This window comes from Nonomuraea ferruginea (assembly GCF_039540635.1).
Lineage (GTDB): Bacteria > Actinomycetota > Actinomycetes > Streptosporangiales > Streptosporangiaceae > Nonomuraea > Nonomuraea ferruginea.
The window spans coordinates 24,180-50,272 of sequence record NZ_BAABFD010000022.1 but is presented as its reverse complement, the minus strand read 5'-3'; the positions used below and the strand labels follow the sequence as shown (position 1 = coordinate 50,272).

The 26,093-nt window shown below is 70.5% G+C and carries 27 protein-coding genes; 14 read left to right on the top strand and 13 right to left on the bottom strand.

Annotation, left to right across the window (positions count from 1 at the left end; all coding sequences use genetic code 11):
* Positions 1 to 27: 27 nt before the first annotated feature.
* The 4 genes from ABD999_RS34795 to ABD999_RS34780 form a co-directional block, all read right to left on the bottom strand.
* The gene (locus tag ABD999_RS34795; protein ID WP_271275213.1) at positions 28 to 873 is read right to left on the bottom strand and encodes a zf-HC2 domain-containing protein; all 846 of its coding nucleotides are present in this window, start codon (positions 871 to 873) and stop codon (positions 28 to 30) included.
* Positions 870 to 1,382, bottom strand: a complete 513-nt coding sequence (locus ABD999_RS34790) for a sigma-70 family RNA polymerase sigma factor (RefSeq protein WP_148036651.1) — start codon at positions 1,380 to 1,382, stop codon at positions 870 to 872. The genes ABD999_RS34795 and ABD999_RS34790 overlap by 4 nt, the downstream gene beginning before the upstream one ends.
* A 37-nt stretch (positions 1,383 to 1,419) precedes the next feature.
* The gene (locus ABD999_RS34785; RefSeq protein WP_271275212.1) at positions 1,420 to 2,085 is read right to left on the bottom strand and encodes an LmeA family phospholipid-binding protein; all 666 of its coding nucleotides are present in this window, start codon (positions 2,083 to 2,085) and stop codon (positions 1,420 to 1,422) included.
* Between the two features lie 65 nt (positions 2,086 to 2,150).
* Entirely contained in the window at positions 2,151 to 2,402 is a 252-nt protein-coding gene (locus ABD999_RS34780) for a MoaD/ThiS family protein (protein WP_271275211.1), read from the bottom strand.
* 175 nt (positions 2,403 to 2,577) lie between these two features.
* Between ABD999_RS34780 and ABD999_RS34775 the strand changes: the two genes are divergently transcribed.
* The 3 genes from ABD999_RS34775 to ABD999_RS34765 all read left to right on the top strand — a co-directional run bounded on the left by ABD999_RS34775 (position 2,578) and on the right by ABD999_RS34765 (position 7,295).
* On the top strand, positions 2,578 to 3,270 hold the full coding sequence (locus ABD999_RS34775; RefSeq protein WP_148036648.1) for a response regulator transcription factor: 693 nt from the start codon (positions 2,578 to 2,580) through the stop codon (positions 3,268 to 3,270).
* 118 nt (positions 3,271 to 3,388) lie between these two features.
* Positions 3,389 to 6,841 (top strand): tetratricopeptide repeat protein, encoded by a 3,453-nt coding sequence (locus tag ABD999_RS34770; protein ID WP_271275210.1) that lies wholly within the window; start codon positions 3,389 to 3,391, stop codon positions 6,839 to 6,841.
* Between the two features lie 85 nt (positions 6,842 to 6,926).
* A complete protein-coding gene (locus tag ABD999_RS34765; RefSeq protein ID WP_148036646.1) occupies positions 6,927 to 7,295 on the top strand; it encodes a hypothetical protein in 369 nt (122 codons plus the stop codon).
* A gap of 9 nt (positions 7,296 to 7,304) precedes the next feature.
* Here the strand turns inward: ABD999_RS34765 and ABD999_RS34760 are convergent, their stop codons facing one another.
* A complete protein-coding gene (locus ABD999_RS34760; protein WP_148036645.1) occupies positions 7,305 to 8,498 on the bottom strand; it encodes an FUSC family protein in 1,194 nt (397 codons plus the stop codon).
* 69 nt (positions 8,499 to 8,567) lie between these two features.
* Between ABD999_RS34760 and ABD999_RS34755 the strand changes: the two genes are divergently transcribed.
* Positions 8,568 to 9,170: a dienelactone hydrolase family protein gene (locus ABD999_RS34755; RefSeq protein ID WP_148036644.1), complete on the top strand. Its 603-nt coding sequence runs from the start codon at positions 8,568 to 8,570 to the stop codon at positions 9,168 to 9,170.
* 6 nt (positions 9,171 to 9,176) lie between these two features.
* On the opposite strand, the gene ABD999_RS34750 is transcribed toward ABD999_RS34755, so the two are convergent.
* Positions 9,177 to 9,809 (bottom strand): DedA family protein, encoded by a 633-nt coding sequence (locus ABD999_RS34750; protein WP_271275209.1) that lies wholly within the window; start codon positions 9,807 to 9,809, stop codon positions 9,177 to 9,179.
* A 177-nt stretch (positions 9,810 to 9,986) separates the two neighbouring features.
* Between ABD999_RS34750 and ABD999_RS34745 the strand changes: the two genes are divergently transcribed.
* The 5 genes from ABD999_RS34745 (at position 9,987) to ABD999_RS34725 (ending at position 15,090) form a co-directional block, all read left to right on the top strand.
* Positions 9,987 to 10,574: a biotin transporter BioY gene (locus tag ABD999_RS34745; protein ID WP_148036642.1), complete on the top strand. Its 588-nt coding sequence runs from the start codon at positions 9,987 to 9,989 to the stop codon at positions 10,572 to 10,574.
* Positions 10,575 to 10,581: 7 nt separating this feature from the next.
* Positions 10,582 to 12,156, top strand: coding sequence for an ANL family adenylate-forming protein (locus tag ABD999_RS34740; protein ID WP_271275208.1), 1,575 nt, complete (start codon positions 10,582 to 10,584; stop codon positions 12,154 to 12,156).
* Positions 12,157 to 12,389: 233 nt separating this feature from the next.
* A complete protein-coding gene (locus tag ABD999_RS34735) occupies positions 12,390 to 13,736 on the top strand; it encodes a thiolase family protein (RefSeq protein WP_271275207.1) in 1,347 nt (448 codons plus the stop codon).
* A gap of 77 nt (positions 13,737 to 13,813) precedes the next feature.
* Positions 13,814 to 14,488 carry an energy-coupling factor ABC transporter ATP-binding protein gene (locus tag ABD999_RS34730; RefSeq protein WP_271275206.1) on the top strand — a complete coding sequence of 225 codons (675 nt, stop codon included), beginning with the start codon at positions 13,814 to 13,816 and terminating at the stop codon, positions 14,486 to 14,488.
* Complete coding sequence (locus tag ABD999_RS34725; protein WP_219546130.1) at positions 14,485 to 15,090, top strand: energy-coupling factor transporter transmembrane component T family protein; 606 nt, start codon at positions 14,485 to 14,487, stop codon at positions 15,088 to 15,090. Before ABD999_RS34730 ends, ABD999_RS34725 begins: the two co-directional genes overlap by 4 nt.
* Before the next feature lie 51 nt (positions 15,091 to 15,141).
* Here the strand turns inward: ABD999_RS34725 and ABD999_RS34720 are convergent, their stop codons facing one another.
* From ABD999_RS34720 to ABD999_RS34705, 4 genes are all read right to left on the bottom strand, one after another.
* Positions 15,142 to 15,738: a PadR family transcriptional regulator gene (locus ABD999_RS34720; protein WP_271275205.1), complete on the bottom strand. Its 597-nt coding sequence runs from the start codon at positions 15,736 to 15,738 to the stop codon at positions 15,142 to 15,144.
* 164 nt (positions 15,739 to 15,902) lie between these two features.
* Positions 15,903 to 16,343, bottom strand: coding sequence for a hypothetical protein (locus ABD999_RS34715; protein ID WP_271275204.1), 441 nt, complete (start codon positions 16,341 to 16,343; stop codon positions 15,903 to 15,905).
* Between the two features lie 32 nt (positions 16,344 to 16,375).
* The gene (locus ABD999_RS34710) at positions 16,376 to 17,779 is read right to left on the bottom strand and encodes an AAA family ATPase (RefSeq protein WP_271275219.1); all 1,404 of its coding nucleotides are present in this window, start codon (positions 17,777 to 17,779) and stop codon (positions 16,376 to 16,378) included.
* Between the two features lie 907 nt (positions 17,780 to 18,686).
* A complete protein-coding gene (locus ABD999_RS34705) occupies positions 18,687 to 19,262 on the bottom strand; it encodes a DinB family protein (RefSeq protein WP_222709286.1) in 576 nt (191 codons plus the stop codon).
* Positions 19,263 to 19,378: 116 nt separating this feature from the next.
* Here ABD999_RS34705 and ABD999_RS34700 point away from each other — a divergent pair, with 116 nt between their 5' ends.
* The 3 genes from ABD999_RS34700 to ABD999_RS34690 all read left to right on the top strand — a co-directional run bounded on the left by ABD999_RS34700 (position 19,379) and on the right by ABD999_RS34690 (position 22,450).
* Positions 19,379 to 19,879 (top strand): bactofilin family protein, encoded by a 501-nt coding sequence (locus ABD999_RS34700; protein ID WP_271275203.1) that lies wholly within the window; start codon positions 19,379 to 19,381, stop codon positions 19,877 to 19,879.
* A 108-nt stretch (positions 19,880 to 19,987) separates the two neighbouring features.
* Positions 19,988 to 20,314 carry a hypothetical protein gene (locus tag ABD999_RS34695; RefSeq protein ID WP_271275202.1) on the top strand — a complete coding sequence of 109 codons (327 nt, stop codon included), beginning with the start codon at positions 19,988 to 19,990 and terminating at the stop codon, positions 20,312 to 20,314.
* A 3-nt stretch (positions 20,315 to 20,317) separates the two neighbouring features.
* On the top strand, positions 20,318 to 22,450 hold the full coding sequence (locus ABD999_RS34690) for a carbon starvation CstA family protein (protein ID WP_148036631.1): 2,133 nt from the start codon (positions 20,318 to 20,320) through the stop codon (positions 22,448 to 22,450).
* A gap of 56 nt (positions 22,451 to 22,506) precedes the next feature.
* Here the strand turns inward: ABD999_RS34690 and ABD999_RS34685 are convergent, their stop codons facing one another.
* Both ABD999_RS34685 and ABD999_RS34680 read right to left on the bottom strand, forming a co-directional pair.
* The gene (locus ABD999_RS34685) at positions 22,507 to 23,064 is read right to left on the bottom strand and encodes a DUF305 domain-containing protein (RefSeq protein WP_271275201.1); all 558 of its coding nucleotides are present in this window, start codon (positions 23,062 to 23,064) and stop codon (positions 22,507 to 22,509) included.
* Positions 23,065 to 23,085: 21 nt separating this feature from the next.
* Positions 23,086 to 24,000 (bottom strand): helix-turn-helix domain-containing protein, encoded by a 915-nt coding sequence (locus ABD999_RS34680; protein ID WP_148036629.1) that lies wholly within the window; start codon positions 23,998 to 24,000, stop codon positions 23,086 to 23,088.
* Positions 24,001 to 24,038: 38 nt separating this feature from the next.
* Between ABD999_RS34680 and rplK the strand changes: the two genes are divergently transcribed.
* On the top strand, positions 24,039 to 24,464 hold the full coding sequence (gene rplK, locus ABD999_RS34675; protein WP_219546123.1) for a 50S ribosomal protein L11: 426 nt from the start codon (positions 24,039 to 24,041) through the stop codon (positions 24,462 to 24,464).
* Positions 24,465 to 24,494: 30 nt separating this feature from the next.
* Positions 24,495 to 25,442, top strand: a complete 948-nt coding sequence (locus ABD999_RS34670; RefSeq protein WP_271275200.1) for a DNA polymerase domain-containing protein — start codon at positions 24,495 to 24,497, stop codon at positions 25,440 to 25,442.
* Here the strand turns inward: ABD999_RS34670 and ABD999_RS34665 are convergent, their stop codons facing one another.
* A complete protein-coding gene (locus ABD999_RS34665) occupies positions 25,443 to 25,961 on the bottom strand; it encodes a P-loop NTPase family protein (protein WP_148036626.1) in 519 nt (172 codons plus the stop codon).
* Between the last annotated feature and the right edge of the window lie 132 nt (positions 25,962 to 26,093).

Sequence of the window (26,093 nt, the reverse complement as noted above, 5' to 3'; positions counted from 1 at the left end):
TTCCGCTGCAACCACCGGCCCCGCGGATTACTTCCCCGTCACCGGGATCCGCACCAGCACCTCGACGCCGGCATCGGTGATCTCGAACGCGGCGATGTCGGCCATCGCGGTGCGCGTCTCGTGCCGGAAGACCGCGTTGTCCTCGTACATCTCGCGGGTGACCTGCCACGGCTCGGTCCGTTCGCGGGAGCCGTCGGCGGCGACGACCACGAGCCTGCACTCCGTGCCGGGCGGGATCCCTTCGACCTGCACCATCAGATCCGTGCGGCGGCCGTCGGGCGCGGCGGTCACGGTCGCCCGGTAGCCGGCGTCGGCGCCGGTGAACGCGCGTCCCAGCGGGGAGCGCAGCGGGGCGGGCGCGCGCGAGTCCGAAGGCGCCGGTGAGGACTCCTGCCGGGTGGTGAGCTTCTCGCTGTCCTGCGCCTCTGCGCTGTTGTCCTCGGCGCTGTTGTCCTCGGCGAGCTCCGACTGGGCGGCGTCGCCCTCGCCGGCGCTGAACTGGCTGGCCCGCTCGGCGGCCGGCGCCGAGGCGGCCGTCGGAGCCTCGCCGGGCATGGCGGACCACACGACGCCGCCCACGCCCACCACCGCCGCCGCGGCCGCGACGGCCATGAGCGCGCGGCCCCGCCTGCGCCGCCTGGCGCGGTCGGTGAGCAGCCGTTCGAGCACCCGCCGCGGCGGGCTGGCGACCAGCTCGACGTCGCGCTCGGACACCTTGCCCAGGAACCCGGCGACGCCCGCCAGCTCCTCCAGCTCGCCGCCGCACTCCTCGCAGGTGGCCAGGTGGAGGTCGATCTCCTCGGCCTCCTGCGGGTCGAGCGCGCCGAGCGCGTGCGCGCCGAGCGCCAGCCGGACCTCCTCACACGTCGTCATGGCGCCAGCCCCCGCTCTTCCAGCGCGAGCTTGAGCGCCCGCAGCGCGTAGTAGGTGCGCGACTTGACCGTGCCCGCCGGGATGCCCAGTTTCGCCGACGCCTCCTTCACCGATCGCCCCCGGTAGTAGACCTCCATGAGCACCTCGCGGTGCTCGGGCCGCAGCGCGGCTAACGCCTCGGCCACGGCCCACGACTCGACCGCGCGCTCCAGCTCGTCGTCGGCCGGCAGCACCGCCAGCGCCTCGTCGCCCGTCTCGGGGGGCCGCGCCCGGCGGGCGCGGTGCTGGTCGACGACGAGGTTGCGGGCCACGGTGAACAGCCAGGCGCGGATCGGGCGGCCCTCCAGTGCGCCGGGATGCCGCCACGCCCGCAGCAGCGTCTCCTGCACCACGTCCTCCGCCCGTCCCGAGTCGCCCGTCAGTCGCAGCACGTATCCGTACAGTGGCCCGGCGTGCTCGTCGAACAGGGTCCTCACGAGTTCCTCGTCGGCGGTGCCAGCTGAGCTCACCCCCTCATCACGTACGAGAGGGCGGGACGGTTCACGCTCATCCACGGAGCGGCACGTCAGACGCTTCGGCGGAGATCCGCAGACCTCCGGACACGCTCTTGACCTCGGTCACCTTCACGTCGAAGGGCAGCTTCCCCTGGAACGGGATCGTGTAGGTCACGAACCGGGCGAGCTGGGCGGGCACCCCCTCGATCTTCTCCGCCTGCAGCCGGATGCCCTCGTCGGTCATCTCGACCTTCATCTCCGCGGTGAACTTCACCTTCTGCGCGCCCACCGCCAGCTCGCCCGAGGCGACGAACCGGTCGCCCTTGCCGCTGACCTTCACGCCCTGCGGGGCGAACCTGTCGATGGTCGCGTCCGTCAGCGTGCCGGTGACGGCGACCCGCCCGGCCCGGATGTCGGCGCGGTTCTGGAGGAGGTCGGCGAGCGGCGCGGTCACGTCGTACGCGGCTCCCTTGAGACCCTCGATCGGCACCCCGCCGTAACGCAGGGTGCCGAGGTCGAAGCGGACCTCCTGGTAGTGGCCGGAGATCGCCTGGGTCAGGAAGGGGATGCCGGTGATCTCCACCTCCGGGGTGCCCCGCACGTCGGCGGCGGCGGCGATCCTGTTGGCGAGGTCGCGCTGCACGCCCGCGACCGCCACCCGGTCGAGCACGGCGAGGAGGATGATCAGCAGGATCAGGAAAACGAGCAGCTTGCGCATCGCACTCCCTGTCTCGGGCGGGGGTCAAGAAGCTTATCGGCTCCATTCCCCGCGAGACGGGCGGATCACCCGCCGGCGAACGGCGGCAGCACCTCCACGGTCACGCCGTCGGAGAGTTCGACCTCGCCATGGGGTCTTTTACCGACGGGAGAACCGTCGATCAGAAATGACGATCTGCTGACCACACGGGCGAGTTCGGCGCGATCTGCTGTGATTTTCGTCATGAGTTCGCCCAGTGTGACCGCCTCGAACTCCTCTTCGGCCACACCTGCCGCCGCCTTCGCCGCCGCCCAATAACGCACTTTTCCCGAGGCCATGGCTGTCTCACCGATCCTTCTCCACCATTGTGCGTTCCTGTTAACCTGGTTGTTTCATGCGATGCGTCGTTCACCTGCCGGACGCTCAATGGACGCGACTTGCTCCTGGGATATCCTCGCCTACAGGACTCGGGCGACGTAGCCCCCGGGTCCTTACTTGTTCGAGGAGGCCGCCATGAGCAACCTGCTTCTGCTCACCAACGCGCTCGAGCCGTCCGCGGAGGTGCTCCCGGCTCTGGGGCTGCTGCTCCACTCGGTCCGCGTGGCCCCCGCGGAGGCGTCCGCCCTCCTCGACGCGCCTCCGTCGGACGCCGTGATCGTCGACGCGCGCAAAGAGCTCGTGCAGGCCAAGAGCCTGTGCCGGCTGATCCGCACCACCGGCGTCGACTGCCCCCTGATGGTGATCGTCACCGAGGGCGGGCTGGCCGCGATGACGGCGGAGTGGGGAGTCGACGACGTCCTGCTCGACAAGGCGGGCCCGGCGGAGGTGGAGGCACGGCTGCGCATGGCCATCGGCCGCATCTCCCAGGCTTCCGGCGAGGACGTGCCCGACGAGATCCGCAGCGGTGACCTGTCCATCGACGAGGCCACCTACACCGCGCGGCTGCGGGGCAGAGTGCTCGACCTGACGTTCAAGGAGTTCGAGCTGCTGAAATACCTCGCGCAGCACCCCGGCCGGGTGTTCACCCGCGCCCAGCTGCTGCAGGAGGTCTGGGGCTACGACTACTTCGGCGGCACCAGGACCGTCGACGTGCACGTGCGGCGGCTGCGGGCCAAGCTCGGCACCGAGTACGAGTCGCTCATCGGCACGGTCCGCAACGTCGGCTACCGCTTCGTTCCCGACCGGGCCGACACCGCGACCGTCTGATCGCCCCCTCCGGTTGACAGGGCCCTTTCCCCGGGTTGGACTGTCCTGACAGGTCTGCCCCCGACCTGGGTCGTGCTGTCATGCCGCGGACACCGCCGTCCCGAGATGGGTGGTGCCGGTGAACGTGTTCCGATCCCTCGTCGAGGAGAACGCCCGCGCCCGGGTCTACCGGCGCGGTGAATGGCTGTGCTCCCCGCTCCGGCCCACCGGCCGCGTCTACCTGATCGAGCACGGCTACGCCAGGGAGTACCTCCCCGGCGGCGACCGCGAGATCGTGCACGACCTGCGGTCCCGCGGCGACCTGGTGGGCGAGCCGGCGTTCTGGCACCCCGGGGAGCGGGTGAAGGTCGACGCGCTGACCGAGGTGCGCGCCTGGCCGATCGACATGCGGCGGCTGCGTGAGCACGCCGCGTCCAGCACGGCCGTGGCGACCGCGCTGGTGCAGGAGCTGTTCGCCAGGAACGTGGCGGCGCGCGGGCACGAGGCGCTGGCCAGGGCCCCGGTGGCGACCCGGCTGGCCGTGTGGCTGCTCAACCTGGACGCCCGCTACGGGCTGGCCTCCGAGTCGGCCCCGCCGCTGTCCATGGAGACGCTGGCCGACCTGGTCGGCAGCGTGCCCGACGTGGTGCAGCGGACCCTCGCCCAGTGGGTGCGGCGCGGCTGGCTGGTGCGTCCCGGCTACCGCCGGTTACGCGTCGCCGACCCGGCCGCGATGCGGACGCTGGCCGGCGACTGGGAGCATCTGGCCGTGCCGTGGGAGGGCCGGATCACCCCGTTCCTCACCGGGCCCGGCGCGCCGGCCGAGCCGCTGCCCGCCGCCGAGGTGCCCCGTCCCGCGCAGCTCCCCGCGGACGTGCCCGACTTCACCGGGCGGCAGCAGAGCCTGGACCTGCTCACCGAATGGCTGGAGCGGACCCGCAGGACGAACACGATGGTGATCCAGGGCCTGCCGGGCGTCGGCAAGACGGCGCTGGTCACCCACTGGGCGCACCTGCACGCCGGCCGGTTCCCCGACGGGCAGATCGTCATCGACCTGCGCGGCCAGTCGCCCGCCCAGCCCCCGATGACCACGGCGGAGGCGCTCGGCCAGATCCTGCGCTCGCTCGGAGTCGGCGAGCACATGCCGGCCGCCGACGAGGCCGAGCTGATGCTGCTCTACCGCAGCCGGATCGCCGGGCGCAGGCTGCTGCTCATCCTGGACAACGCCGCCGACCCGGCCCAGGTGCGCACGCTGCTGCCCGGCGGCAAGGACTGCGTGGTGCTGGTGACCAGCCGGACCAGGATGGCGCCGCTGCGCGCCACCGGCCAGGCGGACCTGATGGACCTGCACGTCCTCGACCCGGGCAACGCGGTGGCGCTGCTGGTCGGGCTGCTGGGTGAGGACTCTCCCCGGGCGGCCGACCGCGACGGGCTGGCCGAGCTGGCACGGGTGTGCTCGTACCATCCGTTCGCGCTGCGCATCTCGGCCGCCAAGCTCGCCGAGAACCCCGAGCTGAGCGTCGCCTCCCGGGTGCAGGAGCTGCGCCGCCCGGAGCGGCAGCAGCGGTTCCCCGGCGACCCGGAGCAGGCCTTCGGGTCGGCGCTGGATCTGGCGTACGAGTCGCTCGGCCCGGCGCAGCGGCGTGCCTTCCGGCACATCGGGCTGCTGCCCGGCGGCCCTTTCACGCCCGAGGTGCTGGCCGCGGCGCTCGGCGTGCCGGTGCCGGAGGCGCTGGCGTCACTGGCCGGGCTGCACCGGGCGTATCTGGTCGAGCCGCTGCCCGGCTCCCGCTACCGGGTGCACGACCTGGTCAAGCGGCTGGCCAGGGAGCTGGGCAGGCACGCCGAGGCGGGCGTGCGGGAAGCCAGGGTACGGCTGCTCGACCACTACCTGATGACCGCCACGGAGCCGGGCACGCCGGGCGAGTGGTTCGAGGCCGAACGGCGGGCCCTGGTGTCGGTGGTGCGCACCGCCGAGGAGAGCGGCGCGTACGGGATCGCCTGGCAGCTCGCGCACGCCGTGTTCGAGCCGTTCAGGCGGCTGCGGTACTACGAGAACAACCTGGAGATCCAGCAGGCGGGGCTGGAGTGCGCGCAGCGGATCGGCAACCGGCGGGCCGTCGCGCTGATGCGCAGCCATCTGGGCTCGATCCACCGCGACATCGGCCCGTCCACCCGGGCGGCCCGCTACATCGGCGAGGCGCTGGCCGACTTCGCCACGCTCGGCGACCGGGAGGGCCGCGCCCGCGCGCTCATCGACCTGGCCGAGGTGCACGGCATCGCGGGCAACCTGGAGGACGCGCTGAAGGCGGCGGACGAGGCGCTCTGCGGCTACCAGGAGATCGGCGACCTGGCCGGGGTGGCCGACAGCCTGCACGCGCTGTCCCGCCTCCACCTGTCCCAGGGACGGCACGAGCCGGCGCTCCACCACGCCGGCCAGGCGCTGGAGGTACGGGAGGAGCTGGGCGACCGGCGCGGCACCGCCCAGAGCCTGATCATGCTGGCCCGGGTGCAGCAGAGCCTCGGCGAGCCGAACGCCGCGCTGTCGGAAGGGCTGGAGGCGCTGTCGATCTGCCACGAGCTGGGCGACGAGCACGCCGAGGCCGAGACGCTGCTCTGCCTGGCCGAGGTGTACGACACGCTGCGGCTGCCGCACGACGCCCGGCGCGACGCCGAGCGGGCGCTGGCCGGCTACACCGCCACCGGCGACCAGCACGGCTCGGGCCGGGCGCTGTGCGCGCTGGGCCGCATCGCGCGCAACGGCTCCCGGTACGACGAGGCGCTGGCCCACTTCGAGCAGGCGCTGGCCGTACAGGTCGAGCTCCACCACGAGCAGGGCAAGGCCGAGACGCTCGGCGACATCGGGCTGGTGCACTGGCGGCTGGCCGACTACCTGCGCGCCGACGAGTACCTCACGCAGGCGCTGGCCATCAGCCGGGTGATCCGCGACCTGCCCATGGAGGCGCGCATGCTGAACCGGCTGGCCCGGGTGCGGCGCAGGCAGGGCCAGTCGCAGGTGGCGTTCGTGTACGCGCTGGAGGCGCTGGACATCGTGCAGGCCGCCGGCGGCCGCAGGGCCGAGGCCGACGTCCAGGAGACGCTCGCGAACACGTACCTGTCGCTCGGCCGGCACCAGGACGCGATCCGCGCGGCCAGGCGGTCGCTGGAGATCAGGGAGGAGATGCGCGACGACAAGGCCAGCGCGCTGCTGTCGATCGCGCTGGCGCTGCACACCGCGGGCCGCCCGTCCCCCGCGCTGGCGTACGCGCGCCAGACCGTCGAGCTGCTGCACGAGACCGGTACGCGCGACCGCTGGGGTGCGGCGCTCACCACGCTCGCCATGATCCTGCTCGACCTGAACCGGCCCGAGGAGGCGTACGTGCACGCCGCGCGGGCCAGGGAGGTCCACCACGCCTGCGGTACCCGCCGCGACCTGGGCTGCGCGCTGCGGGCGCTCGGCCTGATCGCGTGGCGGCGGGGCGACGCCGCGGCCGCCGTGGCCCATCTGGGAGAGGCGGTGCGCACCCTCGACGAGGTGGGCGACGTGGTCGAGGCGAGAAAGGCCGCCCAGGAACTCCGACGAATGTCGTGAATTCCGCCCGGGGGAGGTCGCAGATCTGATCAGGTCACCGGCGTTCAACTGGTCTCACCGGCCACGGACAGCGGAGGTGATCCGGATGCTCAAGAACCATCTGCGTCGAGACCTGCGGTGGTTGAGGCGACAGGCGCGCGGGGACAGGCGGATCACCGTCCTGGTCCTCACCCTGGTGCCGGCCGCGTGGACCCGCCAGCTCGCCCCGGGCGACGCGATGCCCGAGCCGGAGCTGCTGTTCCTGCTTTCGGCAGGGCTGCTGGCGGTGTCGGGCGCGGCCTGGTTCACGTCGGCGTACTTCCTGGCCAGGTCCGCGCGGGCGCGGCGGGAGCCGGTCGAGGTGCTGCGCCGCGTCACCCGCGTCTCCAGGGCCAAGGAGTGGGCGTTCATCGCGGCGGGCGCCTACGTGGCCTGGCACGTACTGCAGTTCGTCACCGTGCTGGTCATGACCTGACCGGGACCGTCAGCCGGGGATGAGCCAGGCGGGGAACGCCGCCTGGTGCGGCCCGTTCTCCGGGTCGAGCTCGTGCCTGATGGTCGCGCACTGGTCCAGCATCGCCCCGTGCAACGACCACAGCTGGACGTTCTCGGTGTCGGGGACGCGCTCGGCGACCAGCACCTGGTGCTCGCCGCTCTCGCGCAGCGCGGTCCGCAGCCGGCCGAGGTCGCGCACGCTGCCCCGGCCGAGCTGGAGCCGGCCGAACGCGGCGAAGGCCTTGGAGATGGCCAGCAGTTCGTCGCCGAGCGCCGCGGGCACCCGGTGGACGTCCTCCGCGGGCAGCCCGCGCACCCCGGCCGCCAGGTCGGTGAGCGACCTGGCGATGCCGCGCAGTTGCAGGCCCGCGTGGTCGAGGCAGGTCATGGCCTCGGCCACCTGGTCGAGCTGCTCGTCCTGCCGTCGCCGCCGGAGCGGCACCAGCCGGACCGACTCGGCGGCCTGCTCGGCCACCTCCTGGCTCTCCCGCAGGCGCGCGTCCACCTCGCGGGACCGCTCCAGCCAGCTTCTCGCCTCGTCCTCACCCCACGCGCCGCGCACGCCCTTGCCCATGGCGGCGGACAGCGACGACAGGTCACCGGCCAGCTCGGCCATCTCCCTGCGCGCCTCCTCCACGTACCGGGGCGGGAGCACGACCAGGTTGGCCAGGATGCCGATGACGGCGCCCAGCAGCAGGTCGACCAGGCGCTCCAGGCTGTACGTGGCGCCCAGCGCGAACACCAGCAGGGCGGTGATCGGGATCTGCACGTTCTGCTTGGGGAGGTTGAGCAGCCGGGTCACCACCAGCCCGCCCGCGACCAGGATGGCGAGCGTGATCCCGTTGATGCCGAGCAGGAGGATCAGCCCACCGGCGCCGAAGAGCCCGACCGTGACGGCCCCGACCTGCTGCACCCCGCGCACGACCGTGCCGTAGGCGGTGGCCGAGAACGTGAGCAGCACCCCGATCGCCCCCAGCACCGGCATCCTGTCCTGCAGCACCCGGGCCACCAGCCACCAGGCGAGCACGCACGCGGCCGTCAGCTTGATCCCCTGGAGCAGCGGCTCACGCTCGGCGCGCAGCCATCCGGGCAGTCCCAGGCTGCGAGCGCGCTCCAGGATCAGCCTGCTCTGCCTGGAGATCCGCTCGAACGGCGGCAGCCCCTGCCTCGATCGCTCCCCCATCCCGGCATCGTCGCAGGAAGACACCCGCGTGAGCTGGGTAGACACCCTGCTTGAGTGGAGGTGGTGAGGATGGACGCCGAACTTTCAGGTCAGCTGGTGGTCCCGGACGGGGCGCGCGGCGTGGTGCTGTTCGCGCACGGCAGCGGCAGCAGCGGCCGCAGCCCGCGCAACAGGTACGTGGCCGCCGCGCTGAACGAGGCCGGGCTGGGCACCCTGCTGTTCGACCTGCTGACGCCGGAGGAGGAGTACGACCGGGCCAACGTGTTCGACATCGAACTGCTGGCAGGCAGGCTGCTGACGGCGACGGAGCGGGTGCGGGAGCAGCCGGCCGCGGCGAACCTGCCGCTCGGCTACTTCGGCGCGAGCACCGGCGCCGCCGCCGCCCTCAGCGCCGCGGCCGAGCCGGACGCCGACGTGGCCGCGATCGTCTCACGGGGCGGCCGCCCGGATCTCGCGGGCCCGCGTCTCGCTTCCGTACGGGCGCCGACGCTGCTCATCGTGGGCGGCCACGACGAGCAGGTGCTCGAACTGAACCGGGAGGCCCAGCGGGAGCTGGGCGGCGAGAGCCGCCTGGAGATCGTGCCCGGCGCCACCCACCTGTTCGAGGAGCCCGGAGCCCTGGACCAGGTCGCCGACCTGACCGGCTCCTGGTTCGTCACCCACTTCACGTGACCCGCGTCAGTTCTGCCGGGCGCCGCGGCGCTCCGACAGCCGCTTCCAGACGAACACCCCGACGGCCAGCACGACCAGGCCGATCACCACGTACGTGAAGATCCCGACGTACGTCTCGACGATCGACCACTGCCGGCCCAGGAAGTAGCCGGCGGTCACGAGCGCGGTGTTCCAGATGAAGCTGCCCACCGCGGTGAGCAGCACGAACGTGGGCAGCGGCATCCGCTCGAAGCCGGCCGGGATCGAGATCAGGCTCCTGAACAGCGGCACCATCCGCCCGAAGAACACCGTCTTGCGACCGTGCCTGGCGAACCACTGCTCGCTCTTGTCCACGTCCTCCGGCTTGAGCAGCGGCACCTTCGCGTACAGCGCGTGCACCCGCCGCCTGCCCAGCAGCGCCCCGATCGCGTAGAGCGCGAGCGCGCCCACCACCGAGCCGATCGTGGTCCACAGCAGGACGTGCCAGAACACCAGCCCGCCCCTGCTCACCGTGAACCCGGCCAGCGGCAGGATGACCTCGCTCGGGATCGGCGGGAACAGGTTCTCCAGCGCGACCGCGATGCCCGCGCCGGGCGCGCCGAGCGTCTCCATGAGACCGGTGACCCACTCGACGATTCCGCCCAGACCGCTGGAAGTCATCCTCGTCCCTTCGTCGCACGTAGTCTCTTCCCGTACGCAGGCGCGTATTCCTCCCGGTCCGTCTCTCGGCCATCCATCTGAGACATTCCTCGGCGGGGAACGTTGTGGCAACCCTCCATGCGTGAATCCCGCCCCGTGGTGTGGGATCGAATCCGCACACACAATCGAGGAGGAGCGATGAAGTGGTTCTCCCCTGCAGACGTCGCCCGGGTGGCCGTCTTCGCCGCGCTGATCGCGGTGCTGGGGCTGGTTCCTGGGGTGAGCCTCTTCGGCGGCCTGGTGCCCGTCACGGCTCAGACCCTGGGGGTCATGCTCGCCGGGCTGATACTCGGCTCGCGGCGGGGGGCGCTGGCAGTGCTGGTGCTGCTCGCGCTGGTGGCGGTGGGGCTGCCGCTCCTGGCCGGGGGCCGGGGCGGGCTCGGCGTCTTCACCCAGCCGTCCGCGGGGTTCCTGATCGGGTGGCTGCCGGGCGCGTTCGTCACCGGGTGGATCGCGGAGCGCGGGGGGCGCAGCCCGAGCATGGTCCGGCTGCTGGTAGCGTGCCTGGTCGGCGGCATGGGGGTCATCTACCTGTGCGGCATCCCGGTGTACGCGATCTTCGGTGATCTCACGCTGGGCGGCGCGGCCCTGTTCACCCTGACCTTCGTGCCGGGCGACCTGGCCAAGGCGGTGCTGGCCTCGTGGATCGCGCGAGGGGTGCAGCGCGCCTACCCGGGCGCGATCCCCACCGTCCACAAGCGTCCGAGATCCGGCGAGGAGGGCTGACCGGGGCATGCCAGTCGCAGCACAGGTCATCCGGCACGCCTCCACCCACCCCGACCGGGTCGCGGTCTCCGGCCCGTACGGCGACATCACGTACGGCGCCCTGGCCCGTCGCGCGCTGGGCGAGGCGGCGTCCCTCACGGCCGCCCTCCCCCGGCCGATCGCTGCTCCGGCCGCGGCCCGGGACACCCCACCGGCGCTCTCCCCGCCCCCGGCGGACGGGCGCGCCATCACGGCTGCTGCCCGGACGAGGGCGCCGGTCGTGGGCATCTGCCTGCGTGACCCCGTCGAGCAACTGATCGCCATCCTGGCCGCCGACCTGACGGGGGCCACACCACTGCTGTACGAACCGACACTGCGCGATGGCATCCCAGCGGACCTCCTCATCGAGACCCTGCTCACCACCGGTCCGACCGACCCGAACACCCAGCCCTCGCCCGTCGGGGCCGACCCAACCCACCCCAACACCCAGCCCTCGCCCGTCGGGGCCGGACCGATGGGCCCGGGCGCACAGACCCACCTCGCCGGGGTCGGCTCGGCGGGTTCGGTCACCCGGTCCTTGCCCTTCAGAGGAGGGTTCGCGCCGTCGCCTGGTGATCTGGCGTGGGCGTGTTTCAGTTCGGGGAGCACCGGGCGGCCTCGTGCCGTCGTCCGTACGCGGGAGTCGTGGACGGGGTCGTTCGGGCCGGTGAGCGAGATCACCGGGATCGGCGCGGATGATGTGGTGCTGGTCCCGGGGCCGCTGACGTCTTCCCTGTACGGGTTCGCGGCCGTGCACGCCCTGGCCGTGGGCGCGACGGTGCTGGCGCCCGGCCGGTGGGCGCCGGGGTCGCTGCCGGAGCTGGCGCGGCGGGCGACGGCGGTGCATGTGGTGCCGCACCTGCTGCCACGGCTGCTGGACGCCCTGCCCGAGGACGCGCCCCTACGGGTCGTCGTGGTGGGCGGGGCCGCGCTCCCGCCTGAGGTGCGGGAACGCGCCGGGGACGTGCGGGTGGTCGCCTACTACGGCGCCACCGAGTTGTCCTTCGTGGCCGTGGACGCCGACGGCGGCGGACTGCGGCCGTTCCCCGGGGTGGAGATCGAGGTCAGGCCGCCCCTGGGCGAGGTGTGGGCGCGCTCCCCCTGGCTGGCCGAGGGCTACCTGGGCGGCGTGGCCGGCCCGCTCAAGGCCGAGGACAAGTGGATGAGCGTCGGCGACCTCGCCGATCCGTACACGCCGGGAGAGCCGCTGCGCCTGCGCGGCCGTGGCGACGGCGCGATCCAGACCGGCGGCGCGACGGTGGTCCCCGAGGACGTCGAGGAGGTGCTCCGGCGCGCGCCCGGCGTGGGTGACGTCGTGGTCGTCGGTTCCCCGCACCCCGAGCTGGGAGCGGTCGTGACCGCCGTGGTCGAGGCCGGCGCCGGCCCGCTCCCGTCCAGGACCACTCTGGAGAAGGTGGCACGCGACGGCCTGGCCGCCGCCCAGCGCCCCCGCCGCTGGTACGCGATCACCGACCTCCCCCGCACCCCGACCGGCAAGCCCGCCCGCGCCCAGGTAGCGGCCCGCCTGACCACCACCGACCCCGACCTGCGGAGACTCCCATGACGGGGCCACCCGACCACCGGCAATCCCAACCTGCGGGAACTCTCATGGCGCGCCGCCCGACCACCGGCAACCCTGACCTGCGGAGACTCCCATGACGGGGCCACCCGACCACCGGCAATCCCAACCTGCGGGAACTCTCATGGCGCGCCGCCCGACCACCGGCAACCCTGACCTGCGGAGACTCCCGTGACGGGCCACCCGACCGCCGGCGACGCCGACCTGCGGGGACTCTAATGACGGGCCCGCACGATCCGGTGATCGTGGCCGCCCGCCGGACCCCGATCGGCACCGCCGGCCACGCGTTCAAAACGGTCACGGTCGATGCCCTGGCCGCCGCGGTGATCGGCGCAGTGGCCCGCGACGCCCGTCGCGGGCCCTCGCCGGAGCACGACCGGGACCACCTCCCCGACGGCCGGGACCAGGACCGCGCGAACGCGCACGACCTCACCTGCGGGGGGCACGGACGCGACCCAGACCTTGGGGAGCACGCAGAACCTCGTCCCAGCGTCCGCGACCTCACCCCGAGCGGGGTTCTCGCGGAGCGTGACCCGGGTGCGGTCGGCCCCGCTCGACACGGGGCGTTCGCCTGGGTCGAGGACGTCGTGCTGGGGAACTGCATGGGGCCCGGAGGGAATGTGGCGCGGGTGGCGGCGCTGAGGGCCGGGCTGGGGGAAGACGTGCCGGGGGTGACGGTGGACCGGCAGTGCGGGAGCGGGCTGGCCGCCATTCTGATCGCCGCCCAGGCCGTGCGGAGCGGGGACATGGAGTTCGTGATCGCCGGGGGCGCCGAGAGCGCGTCGACCGCGCCGGTGCGGGCGTTTCGGGACGGGTCCTCGTACGAGCGTGCTCCTTTTGCCCCGGAAGGGCACCCGGATCCGGACATGGGGGAAGCGGCGGAGGCCCTCGGCGCGGCGCGCGGCGTGAGCCGTGAGCGCCAGGACTCCTATGCGGCCGCCAGCCACGCCAAGGCGGTGGACGCCCGTGCGGCGGGCAGGTTCGCGGCGGAGATCGTCCCGGTCGGGGAGCACTCCAGCGACCAGCGGCCGCGGACGCTGCGCCCGGCGACGCTGGCGCGGCTGCCCGGGGCGTTCGTGCCGGGGGGCGCGGTGACCGCGGGCAACTGCTCGCCCAACAGCGACGGCGCCGCTGCGGTGGCCGTCGTGCCGGAGCGGCTGCGTGATGGCAGGCCAGGGCTGCGGCTGGTGGCGGGCGCGGTGGTGGGGTGCGACCCGGCGCTGCCCGGCTGGGGGCCGGTGCCCGCCGTGCGCCGGCTGCTCGCCCGTACCGGCACGAGCCTGGAACGGGTGGCGGCGGTGGAGATCGTGGAGGCGTTCGCCGCGCAGACGCTGGCCGTCACCGACGCGCTCGGGCTCGACCCGCTGGGCGCGGACGCCGGGCGGGTGTGCGCGGACGGTGGCGCGATCGCGCTCGGGCACCCGTGGGGGGCCAGCGGCGCGGTCGTGGTGACGCGGCTGTTCACCCGGCTGGTGCGGGCCGGGGCGCCCCGGGGGACACTCGGGCTGGCGACGGCGGCGGTCGGCGGCGGGCTCGGCGTCGCCGCCCTGTTCGAGGTGGTTTGAGTGAAGGGGCTCGTCCTCGCCGAGGTGGTCGGAGTGCTCGCGTTCGCTGACGTCTATGTCCGGTCGAGGTGGTGTGAGTGATCGAGCTCGCTGACGTGCGTGTCCGGCTCGGGGAGCGCGAGGTGCTGCGCGGGGTGAGCGCGACGCTGGCCGAGCGGCGGATCGGTGTGATCGGGGCCAACGGGTCGGGCAAGAGCACGCTCGCCCGGCTGTTCAACGGGCTGGCGCTGCCCACCTCGGGGACGGTGACCGTGCTGGGTCACGACACGCGGCGGCAGGCGGCCAAGATCCGGCGGCGGGTGGGGTTCCTGTTCACCGACCCGGACGCGCAGATCGTGATGCCGACCGTGGCCGAGGACGTGGCGTTCTCGCTGCGCCGCCACAAGCTCCCCGCCGAGGAGGTGCGGGACATGGTGGCGGCCGTGCTGGAGCGGCACGGGCTGGCCGAGCACGCCGACCATCCGGCGCACCAGCTGTCCGGCGGGCAGAAGCAGCTGCTGGCGCTCTGCTCGGTGCTGGTGCTGGAGCCGGAGATCCTGATCATGGACGAGCCGACGACGCTGCTCGACCTGCGCCACTCCAGGCTGGTGGCCGAGCACCTGCGCGTCCTGCCCCAGCAGGTGGTGGTGGTCACCCATGACCTGTCGCTGCTGGCGGACTTCGACCGGGTGCTGGTGCTGGACGACGGCCGGGTGGTCGCCGACGCACCGCCGGCCGAGGCGATCGGCCACTACCGCGGGCTGATGGCGTGAACGCCCTCACCGGCGCTTACGTGCCGGGCGACTCGTTCCTGCACCGGATGCCGACCGGGGCCAAGCTGGCGGTTCTGGCGGTCTGCTGCACCGGGCTGATCCTGCTGCCCAGCGTGTGGGCGATGGCGGGCGCGGCCGTGGTGGTCGTGCTGCTGTACGCGGTCGCGCGGGTGGGCGCGGCAGCGGCGTGGGCGCAGGTGCGGCCGGTCCTCTGGTTCGTGGCGGCGCTGTTCGTGATCCAGCTCGTCCTCGCCGGTCCGTCGGCCGCGGTCCTGGTGACGTCCCGGATCGTGCTGGCGGTCGCGCTGGCCGGGCTGGTCACGCTGACGACCAGGACCTCGGCCATGATGGCCACGCTGGAGCGTGCCCTGCGGCCCGCCCGGCGGGTGGGGCTGGACCCGTTCCGGCTGTCGCTGCTGCTCTCGCTCACCATCCGCAGCATCCCGGTCATCGCCGCGCTCGCCACCCGCGTACGGGAGGCGCAGCGGGCCAGGGGCGTCGAGTGGAGCATGCGCGCGTTCGCGGTGCCGCTGGTGGTGGGCGCGCTGCGGCACGCCGACGCCCTGGGCGAAGCACTCAGCGCCCGGGGTCTGGACGACTGACCGCCCGCAGGGGTCACTCAGCGCCCGCCGGTCCGCGGCCTGATGTCTTCTTCACCCGCGGTCTGGACGGCTTACCGCCGTGCGGGGTTTCTCACCCGCCATCACGTACGCGCCGCGTTCCAGGCGCTCGATGAGGCCGCGGGTCCACTCGGCGGCGCTCTCGGCGGTGTGCACCCACATGCCGAGCACCTCCCCCACCATGCCCCACGCCTCCGGGTCCTCGTCCGGCGACCAGTCGCGCCGGACCCGGGAACGCCACTCCTCCAGCGCCCGCACCCGCGTCTTCAGCAGCTCGACCGCCTCGGCCCTGGGCAGGTCGTCCATCAGGCCCGCTCCGGCGCTCAGCATGTCGAGCCGCTGGTCGGCCTTGGAGAGCGCGTGGCGGAGCAGCGCGAAGTAGTCGGCCTCGCCCGCCTCGGTGATCTCGTAGTCGATCCGTGGCGGGCCGCCGGCGGTGCTGGGCGCCTCCTCGTCCGCGCGCAGCAGTCCCTCGGCGGCCATCTGGCGCAGCGCGTGGTAGATCGAGCCCGGTTTGAGCCCCGCCCACTCGTGCGCGCCCCACGACTCCAGGTCGGAGCGGACCTGGTAGCCGTGCGCGCTGCCGCGCCGCCGCACGGCCCCGAGCACCAGCAGCCGCACCACCGACATCGCCACTCCCTCGATCTTTGAGGGATCCACCATAGTCAGAGAGGGCGGCTCACACTCGTGATCAGCGGTTGCGACGGGATCACCGTGCGTCGCTGTAGTTGATCGTGCAGGAACATATGATTCGGGGGCGTGAGCGGGGACGGTTGAGCGGTCTCATGGAAGCATCAATCGCCACATATCTCCATGACCACGATTTGATTTTGCTCCAGGGCCCGCGCTGCTTCCCGCCAGTCCGAGTCTGTGCAATTGACGATGACCGACTTCCGCTCATCTGCTATAACAGTGGCCACGAATTTTTGGTCGGATGGATCGAAAGCTCGTAAACCGTCAGGGATCTCTTCGTAGGAGCCGTAACCATCAGGAGTTATGTCCACCTTCTGAACGTGACGAGGGTCAGCCTGCCGGCGATGCAAGTGAAGGAAGAAGTGGTCGCCAACTCCAGGTTGCCCTTTGAATGAGCAGTAATTCTCGTACTCTTCGAAGATGTGCCAGGAGTTGTCGAGCACGACAACTCCGTCGCTCTCGGCGTGCTCGAGAAATTCAACTGCCGAATTCGTACAGTCGGAAAAAACGTGATCGGCCTTGCCGTTGGCAACGATCAACACATTGGTGTCTATAACGACACGCGGTGGATAGTTCAAGCGGTTTTCTCTTCCGTCGCTCGCCTACGTGCTGCGCGGCTCATAGCGGCAGCCTCTTCGAACTGATTTCCGAAGAAATCGTCAGGCCAGTTGGTGATGTTCCCGAAGGAATCGATACCAAGCCGACTGATGGTAGCCGCCGCTCCCGTCGTCTGACAGAAGTAGAGAAGGCAATCCTCCGGCTCGAGTCTTATCCCTCTGCCGACATCTCTTTCGGCAATACGGCGTTGCAGACGCATGAGGAAATGCTCGGAGTGACTCTCGACCACAACTTGAATGTTGCGAACTTTAGCCACCTCGATGATCACATCCGCCAGCCCGCTTTGCACCGCAGGATGTAGGTGAATTTCTGGCTGCTCAAGAAGTACCGTAGACCTTTCAGGTGCATAGGCGAGTAGAACCAACACCGGAAGCACCTGACTGACACCGAATCCGACGTCCGTCAGAAGAACCGGCGTGCTCTCAGCAGAGCGTCTCACCTGAACACGGTAAAGAGTCCCTCTGTCGTCAACTGACTCCACCGCAAAGGAATGGATAAGCCCGAGTTCTTGAAGCCAGGAGGCGACGTGCTCTTCTACCGTGATGAGTTTAGTGCGGCGTGGGCCATCTTTTCGATGCACGAACCCACGTGCGTTGGTCTTTTTGTCTGCCTGTGAAGCGATCAACGCCTCAACCGCAAGTTCACCTCGCCTGCCCACGTCGATCGGCCGTCCTCCCGACCAGATGTACTGACGTGCGGGATCCTGCCTCAGAGGGCCAAGATAGTAGATCCGACTGCAGAGCTTCTCAAACTGAAGCTCCAGGTCGGACAAGAAGGCGGCGTTCTGAAAATATGCGCGCACCTGGTCGGGAAAACTATAGAACTTGCCGGGAGAAGGCAGTGGCCACGGCCTGCCGGAAACGCGCTTGAAGGGGTAGTGATTGGATTCGAGCGAGTACTCGTCTTTACCGATTCTACTACGCGTCAGCGAGAAGCGAAAATCGCCAAGGCCGTACTCAACTCGCTGAACTACCGGAAAGCTTCGCACTTCGCGGACCAGAGCGGACAGACTGAGATCGCTACTTGTAGCAATTATATTACGCCTCTTCGTCTCCGTATTTCGAATCTCAAAAGGCTCGTCTTCGTGCCATCCGATGTCAATTCCGACTGTGCGTTCAGGATCGTGCCGAAACGTGATGTCATTGAAGGTTCCCAGACTCACCAGCGATGCCGATCCACCTAGATCGAAGACGCGACCCCTATCCGCAGATTCCGCCGTTTGCTTGAGCAGCAACATACTCTGCAGAAAACTCGTCTTTCCAGATGAATTACTCCCGAAAAAGGCGGTGATCGGACCGAATTTGACGTTTCCACTATCTTCCCACGCCTTGAAGTTTTGCAGCCTTAGATGTGTTATCATCGAAACCTCACCCTCCGGAAACCTGTGCGCCATAGTTACCCAGCAAGAACCTTAGTAGTTAAGAGCGGGTAAGTCACCGATCCCGCCAGAATCAGAGACGTCTGACATCCTGATGTTGAGGCTCGCGGAGATCTGGCGATGAGTCCTGTGGTCACCACTCGCGTTGCCTTCCGTACCAAGGCTGGAGCCACCGGTAGACATTCATCCCGCCATGATGCCAGCGGACCAGCCGCCTGCCAGACGAGGACTGGCAAGGGCATAAGCTTGCGCGTTCCTCTCGCACAGGTCGAGCTCGACGAGCCGGGTCTCACCGAACTCGACCGAATACGCTCCTTGCGAGGTCTGGCCGACCCTAGCCGACCAGGCCGCGCAGCTCTTCGTGGCCTCTAGCTAGGGGCAGCCCTTATCTGTCAGGGCGTCGAGGACGCGGGATGGGGTGCGGCAGCGGGTCGTGCTGACGGGCCACGCCTGGGCAGTGGCCACTGCGCGCGCGAGCGCGTCGATGTGGCCGTCCCGGAGCAGGACCAGAGCACCTACGAGCTGGTACTGGGTGATGTTGTGCGGGGGAGCTGTTCGTCCATGCCCTTGAGCTGCACCGGAGCAGCGTGGGTCGTGTGCAACAGCGCCCTGGACAGCCGCGACGAACGGCTGCGCCCGAAGCGCCTCCGCAGCCGTCGATCACGCGATGACCGTTCTCATCTCACGACGCCACACCTGCTGACCATGTCAAACTCGTACATCCCTCTCACGGCCACAACCCGCGCGAAGGCGCCTTTTGGGCACGCCTGAGCTGGATTGCGCGAAGCGCCTGCTGGGCGAAGCCCTTTGGGCGCCGCAGGCGCCGGGGTTGCGCCGGAGGCGCCTCAGAAGAACGGCTGAGCTGCGGCTCTGGCCCAGGGTCCAGGGGTCAGGCCTTGGATGCCGCTTCGCGGATGCGGGTGGCGTAGTCGCGCCAGTAAGGGTCGCCCGGCTCAGGGAAGGACGTGTCGCCCGGGTGGCGCCCGCCCGAGCCGTCGATGAGCTCCCTGATGATGTCGGCGTGGCCGGCGTGCCGGGACGTCTCCTGGATCATGCGGACCACGAGCTGCCGCAGCGACGCCTCCCTGCGCCCCTCCGGCCACCACGGGACGGTGCCGACGGCGGCGAGGTCGAGGGCCTCGATGGTCTCGTCGGCGTGGGTGCAGGCGCGGCGGTAGAGGCCGGTGAGGTAGTCGGTGGTCTCGCCTTCGGCCGCCCACATGTCGGCGCCGTCCCAGATGGTGCCGTCGTCGTGCCATGACATCCGCTCCGGCGCGGGCCGCCCGAACACCTCGCCCAGATAGCCGTACTCCAGGCCGGCCAGGTGTTTGACCAGGCCGAGCAGGTTGGTGCCCGAGGGCACCATGGGCATCCGCATGTCGGCGTCGCTCAGCCCGTCGAGCTTGAACAGCATCGCGTCGCGTACCTCTTGGAGGCTCGCGCGCAGGATCTCCTTCTCGGTCACCCTCCACACCGTACGAGACGCCACCGACAGATGAGAGTGCCCTCATGTTCGGCTCACTGACCGCTCACCACGGGACGAAATGCTTTTAACCAGTACGAACGAGAAAGAGGACTGACATGAAGAAGATCTCCCTGGTTGTGGCCGGCGCCCTGCTCGGCTCCGTTTTCGCCGCCGCTCCCGCGTACGCGGACGACCGGACGTGCCGGGGCGTCATCCGCGCGGTGTCCGTCGACGGCGACATCAAGGTGCCCAAGGGCGAGAAGTGCACGCTCGTCGGTACGAAGGTGGACGGCAACGTCAAGGTGGGCGAGGGCGCCACCCTTGTAGCGCGCGGCATCCGGGTGGACGGCGACATCCAGGCCGAGGAGGCGCGGCGCGTGTCGGTGACCAAGGGCTCGAAGGTGGACGGCAACATCCAGGTCAAGGAGAGCGGGACCGTCACCGTCAGCTCGGCCCGGGTGGACGGCGACATCCAGATCGAGGAGAACCGCGGCCGGGTCAAGATCTACAAGAACAAGGTCGGCGGCAACCTCCAGTGCGAGGAGAACCGTCCCGCGCCCACCGGTAAGGGCAACCGTGTGGAGGGCGACAAGGAAGGCCAGTGCCGCCGTTTCTAACAGCTCCATTGCGGAGGGATTACCCCGGTCAAGACAGCGTTTTGGTAGTCAATAACCCGGGTAAGGGCGTCTTTAGCTTCTGAGCACCAATTATTTCAGGAGCCCCAGATGTCTCGCATCACGCTCACGGCCGCCGCACAGGATTTCCTTCGCGCCGACGAAGTGGTCTTCTTCGATTGGCACGTCACGGGCCTCTGCTGCGCCGACGCCGGGGAGTTCTCAGTCAGGCCGTTGCGGCGGTCCCGGTTGCCGCGAAGGGCCCGGAGGCTGGGGACCGATCTGGTGTACGCCCACCCCTCCGCCTGGGTGCATCTGGTCGAGCTGCCCGTGACGATCGACTGCCGTCCGCTGTGGCGCTGGCGGCGCTTCACCACCGATCTGCCACCGGACGCCGGACTCCGCTGCTGCCTGGGCCGTCCCATATATGGGAGGTAATCGGTGAAGGTGCGCTCCATCATCATCTGGACAGCGGTCGCCTTGATAGGCGCCGCCGGCTGGGGCGTGCTCGCCCTGTCCAGGGGTGAGAACGTCAACGCGGTCTGGTTGCTCGCCGCCGCACTCGGCTCGTACGCCATCGCCTACCGCTTCTACGCCCGCTTCATCCAGCGCAAGGTCCTCCGCACCGACGACCGGCGGGCGACGCCCGCCGAACGGCTCGACAACGGCATCGACTACCAGCCCACCGACCGGCGGATCCTGTTCGGTCACCACTTCGCCGCCATCGCCGGGGCGGGCCCGCTGGTCGGGCCGGTGCTGGCGGCCCAGATGGGCTACCTGCCCGGCACCATCTGGATCGTGGCCGGCGTGATCTTCGCCGGGGCGGTGCAGGACATGGTGATCCTGTTCTTCTCCATGCGCCGCAACGGGCGCAGCCTCGGTCAGATGGCCCGCGACGAGATCGGGCCGGTCGGCGGGGTGGCGGCGCTGATCGCGGTCTTCGCCATCATGATCATCCTGCTGGCGGTGCTGGCGCTGGTCGTGGTGAACGCGCTGGCGCAGTCGCCGTGGGGCGTGTTCTCGATCGCGATGACGATCCCGATCGCCCTGTTCATGGGCTTCTACCTGCGAGTGCTCCGGCCGGGCAAGGTCGTGGAGGTCTCGGTCATCGGCGTCGCGCTGCTGATCCTCGCCATCGTCGCCGGCGGGTGGGTGCAGGACTCGAGCTGGGCCGGGGTCTTCACGCTGAGCCCGTCGGCGCTGGCGCTGTGGCTGATCGCGTACGGGTTCATCGCGGCGGTGCTGCCGGTGTGGATGCTGCTCGCGCCGCGCGACTACCTGTCGACGTTCATGAAGATCGGCACGATCGCGCTGATGGCGGTCGGCATCCTGGTCACGATGCCGGCGATGCAGAACACCGCGTTCACCGAGTTCGCGTTCAACGGCAAGGGGCCGGTGTTCGCCGGGTCGCTGTTCCCGTTCGTGTTCATCATCATCGCCTGCGGCGCGCTGTCCGGGTTCCACGCGCTGATCTCCTCCGGCACGACCCCGAAGATGATCCAGAAGGAGTCCCAGGTACGGATGATCGGCTACGGCTCCATGCTGATGGAGTCGTTCGTGGCGGTCATGGCCATCGCCGCGGCGTCCATCCTGAGCCCCGGCCTCTACTTCGCGATGAACTCGCCCGCGGGGGTGCTCGGCGCCACGGTCCAGACGGCGTCCGAGGCGGTCACCAACATGGGCTTCGTCATCACGCCCCAGGAACTCCAGGCGGCCGCGGCGGCGGTCCAGGAGGAGACCCTGATCGCCCGTACCGGAGGAGCGCCCACGCTGGCCGTCGGCATCTCGGAGATCTTCTCCGGGTTCCTCGGCGGCGCCGCGCTGAAGGCCTTCTGGTACCACTTCGCGATCATGTTCGAGGCGCTGTTCATCCTCACCACGGTCGACGCCGGCACCCGCGTGGGCCGGTTCATGCTCCAGGACACGCTGGGCAACGTGTGGAAGCCGATGCGCAAGGTCAGCTGGTGGCCGGGGCTCCTCGCGACCAGCGCGATCGTGGTGGGGGCCTGGGGCTACTTCCTCTACCAGGGCGTCAACGATCCGCTGGGCGGCATCAACCAGCTCTTCCCGCTGTTCGGCATCGCCAACCAGTTGCTCGCGGCGGTGGCGCTCACCGTCGCCACCACGCTGCTGATCAAGAGCGGGCGGCTGAAATGGGCCTGGGTGACCGGTGTCCCGCTGGCGTGGGACGTCGCGGTCACGCTGACGGCGAGCTACCAGAAGGTGTTCTCGCCCGACCCCGGCCTCGGGTTCTTCGCCCAGCGCGACCGCTACCAGACCGCACTCGACCAGGGAGAGGTCCTGGCCCCGGCCAAGTCGATCGGCGACATGGAACGGGTCGTGTTCAACTCCACCGTCGACGGCGTCCTGGCCGCGCTGTTCGCGATCCTCATCATCATCGTGATCGTGGACGCCGCACGGGTCTGGATCGTCGCGATCCGCTCCCGGGCGCCGCTGCCCGACACGGAGGCCCCGTACGAGGAGTCGAAGATCGTGGCACCGGCCGGGCTCATCGCGACGCGTGAGGAGCGCGAGCTTATGGCAGGCGCGGCCGGTCCTCCGAAGGGAGACTGACGCGGGGCGGGCAGGGCGGGCGCCTTTCCCGGCGGCGACCCGCCCTGCCGGTCCGGTCAGGCCAGCAGCCCGGCTATCTCGGCGATGGTGGCCCGCTGATTCTTGATCATCTCTTTCGCCAGGCGCAGGGTCGGCTGGTGTCTGCCCTGGTCGAGCACCTTCTCGGCCATCTCGGTGCCGGAGGCCAGGTGTCTCGACAGCACCGTCAGCCAGGACTTGTCGAACTCCGCGCCCGACATCCCTTCCAGCACCTTGATCTGCTCGGCCGACAGCATGCCGGGCATGGAGTGCGCGACCTTCGCGTCGTCCGGCGGCACCTTCCGTTTCCACTCGCGCAGCCAGGACGCCATCTTGACGATGTCGGCCTGCTCCAGGGCGATCAGCCTCCCGCCCAGATCCTGCACGTACAGGTTGTCGGCCCGGCCCTCCGCCAGTCCGGCGAGCTGGATGGTCTGCCGGTGGTGCGGGATCATCTCCTGGGAGAACCGGATGTCGGCCTCCCCGTACGCGGCCTGCGCGGCGGGCAGCGGTTCTCCGGTGGCGGGCGCGCACGCGGCGGACGCGGGCACGCACAGGGCCAAGGCGGCGATCAGCAGGCGGGTCCGCACCCGCATCAGCTCCCCTCGATGGTTCGATCACTCCGAGGTACGCGCCGGTTGCGGAGAAAGTTCACGATTGGTTCTGAGCCCTCGGTGGATCCAGTCGTACGCGACGGCCATGGGTGAGGGCTCGGGGGCGAGGCCCCGTACGGCCGCGACCAGCTCCCAGTAGCGCGCGGCGCGCGGATCGTGCCGGTCGAAGGCGCGCAGGACCTCGTCGCGGTCGCCGCCCATGACGGCGAGGGCGCGTTCGAGCACCGGGACCGCCTCGGGCGCGGCGGGCGAGACCCCCGCCTCGACCGCCCGCAGCGCCTCCTCCGCCATGGCCGCGCTCTCCCGCTGCCACGTCCCATGGTCGTACGGGCGGTCCCAGAAGTCCGCGGACGTCTCCCGCAGGTTGCGCCGGAACCCGTCGTCGGCCAGCAGGTCCATCAGCTCCAGCCACGCGTCGAGCTGGGCGGCCGTGGGGTCCTCGGGCAGCTCGGGGGCCATGCACGCGCGCATGTCCGCCAGCCACTCCCGCTGGGCAGGGCTGCCGCCCACGTCGTCGATGAACGTGTCCAGCAGCGTCTCCATCTCGGCCGCGCCCAGCCGCCCGAGCGTGTGCAGCCGGCGCAGGTCCTCGTCGGCGGGGTCGTCCTTGGCGAGAGTGGCGCGCAGCACGGCCCGGGTCCGCTGCAGCGCGGTGAGCTGGGTCTCCACGGCCCGCAGGTGGAGGGCGAGCACGTCCTTGAGCCCGCGCCGCCCCAGCGAGCGGATCGTGGCCAGGTCGACGCCGATCTCCCGCAGTGTGCGTACGAGCTCCAGGTGGACGCGGTGCTCGTCGGTGTAGCGGCGGTAGCCCGAGGGGGTGCGGCCGGGCGCGGGCAGCACGCCCTCGTCGGAGTAGAACCGGATGGTCTTGACGGAGAGACCGGTCAGCTGCGCCAGCTTGCCGATCGAATAATCCATTTGAGTCTCCTGTTACGGGAGACTTTAGCTTAGCCCGCATGGCGAAGAACAAGGTGACCAGGGTCGTCACCATGCACCTGAACGCGGGCGAGGCCGGCCCGGCGACCGTCGGCAAGGACCTCGGCCCGCTCGGCATCAACCTCATGCAGTTCTGCAAGCAGTACAACGAGCTGACCGCCGGCCGGCGCGGCTACGTGATACCGGCCGTGGTCACGGTCTACGAGGACCGGGCCTTCGACATCACCGTCAAGCAGCCCACCACGGCCTCGCTGATCCGCCAGGTGACCGGGCTGAACGGCGGCAGCCCCCGCCCCGGCCACCAGAGCGGCGGCGTCGTCACCACGGCCCAGCTCAGGCAGGTGGCCGAGGCCAAGCTGCCCGACCTCAACACCGACGACCTCGACCAGGCGGTCAAGATCGTGGCAGGCACGGCCAGGTCCATGGGGCTGGACGTCAAGGACTGATTGTCGTCCCCGGCGGTTATCGTGGGCGGGGTGACCGGCGATGAGACGCGCGACGAGGTGCGGCTGACCAATCTCGACCAGCCGCTGTTCGACGGGGCTGACGCGACCAAGCGTGATCTGGTCGACTACCTCGACGCGGTACACGACCGCATCCTGCCCGCACTGCGCGGGCGGGCGCTGTCGGTGATGCGGGTGCGGCCGGGGCAGGCGCCCTTCATGCAGAAGAACCTCCCCAAGTACGCCCCCTCGTGGATCCGCACGGTGACCATCTGGGCGGAGGCGTCGCACCGCCAGGTCTCCTACGCGCTCTGCGACGACCGGCGGACGCTGCTCTGGTTCGCCAACCAGCGGGCCGTCGAATACCACCCCGCCCTGCTCGTCGGCGACCACTTCACGCACCTGGTGCTCGACCTCGACCCGCCGGAGGGCGGCGACTTCTCGCTGGTGGTGCGGGCCGCCGGGCTGATCAGGGAGGCGCTCACCCAGGCCGGGCTGTCCGGGGCGGTCAAGACCTCCGGGGCCAAGGGCCTGCACGTGTTCGTGCCCGTCGTGGCCGGGATCTCCATGGAGGACCTGGCCGCGGCCACCCGGGCCGTCGCCGCGCGGGCCGAGCGGCTCGACCCCGCCCTGGCCACCACCGCGTTCATCAGGGAAGACCGCCAGGGCAAGGTGTTCCTCGACTCGACCAGGGCCGGCGGGGCCACCGTGGTGGCCGCCTACAGCCCGCGGATCAGGCCCGGGACGCCGGTCTCGTTCCCGGTCGGGTGGGACGAGCTCGACCGGGTGACGCCGCGCGACTTCACCATCAGGACCGCCCCCGGCCTGCTCGGCGACGGCGACCCGTGGGCCGCTGGGCTGCCCTCGCCGCAGTCGCTGCCCCCCGACCTGATCGAGGAGGGCCACACCATCCCGGTCGCCCGCGTCCAGGCCATGCACGAGGGCAAACGCCGGGCCGCCCGCGCCCGGCGCGGCGAGTGATCAGCCGTCCAGGACGCGCGCCAGCTCGCCGCTCGACGTGACGCGGACGAACCTCAGATGCCCGTACGCCGGATCCACGGCGGCCTTCGCGTACCGCTCGCGGTATTCGTCATGCTTCACCCACGCCCAGCGCAGGATCGACTCGTCCTTCGTGAACAGGAACCGGAACCTCTCCCGGTTCCCGTTCCACAACTCGGCCCCGGTGGCCATCCGGCGCAGCGTCCTGGCCGCGAGCCTGCGCATCACCGTGGCCCTCGGCGGATCCACCCAGACCACGGTGTCACTACGCGACCACACCAGCTCCCGCACGGCCGAGTAGTTCCCGTCGACCACCCACCCGTCGCCCGCGGTGAACGCGTCGACCTCGGCCCGGAACTCGTCCACGGGGCGCGGGGTCCAGCCCGGCATGTGGAAGATCGAGTCCAGCTCCAGCCACGGCACACCCAGCCTCCCGGCCAGCTCCGCCGCCACCGTCGACTTGCCCGACCCGGAGTTGCCCACGACAGAGATGCGACGCACCGGAAGAATGTACTCCCATCCCCGGCTCCCCGCTCCACGGCCCAAAGGTCTTCACTCGTCAGGCGCTCCGCGCCCCCACAGCTCAGGCGTTTCATTGAGGCGCCTTCGGCGCAACCCCCGCGCCTTTCGGCG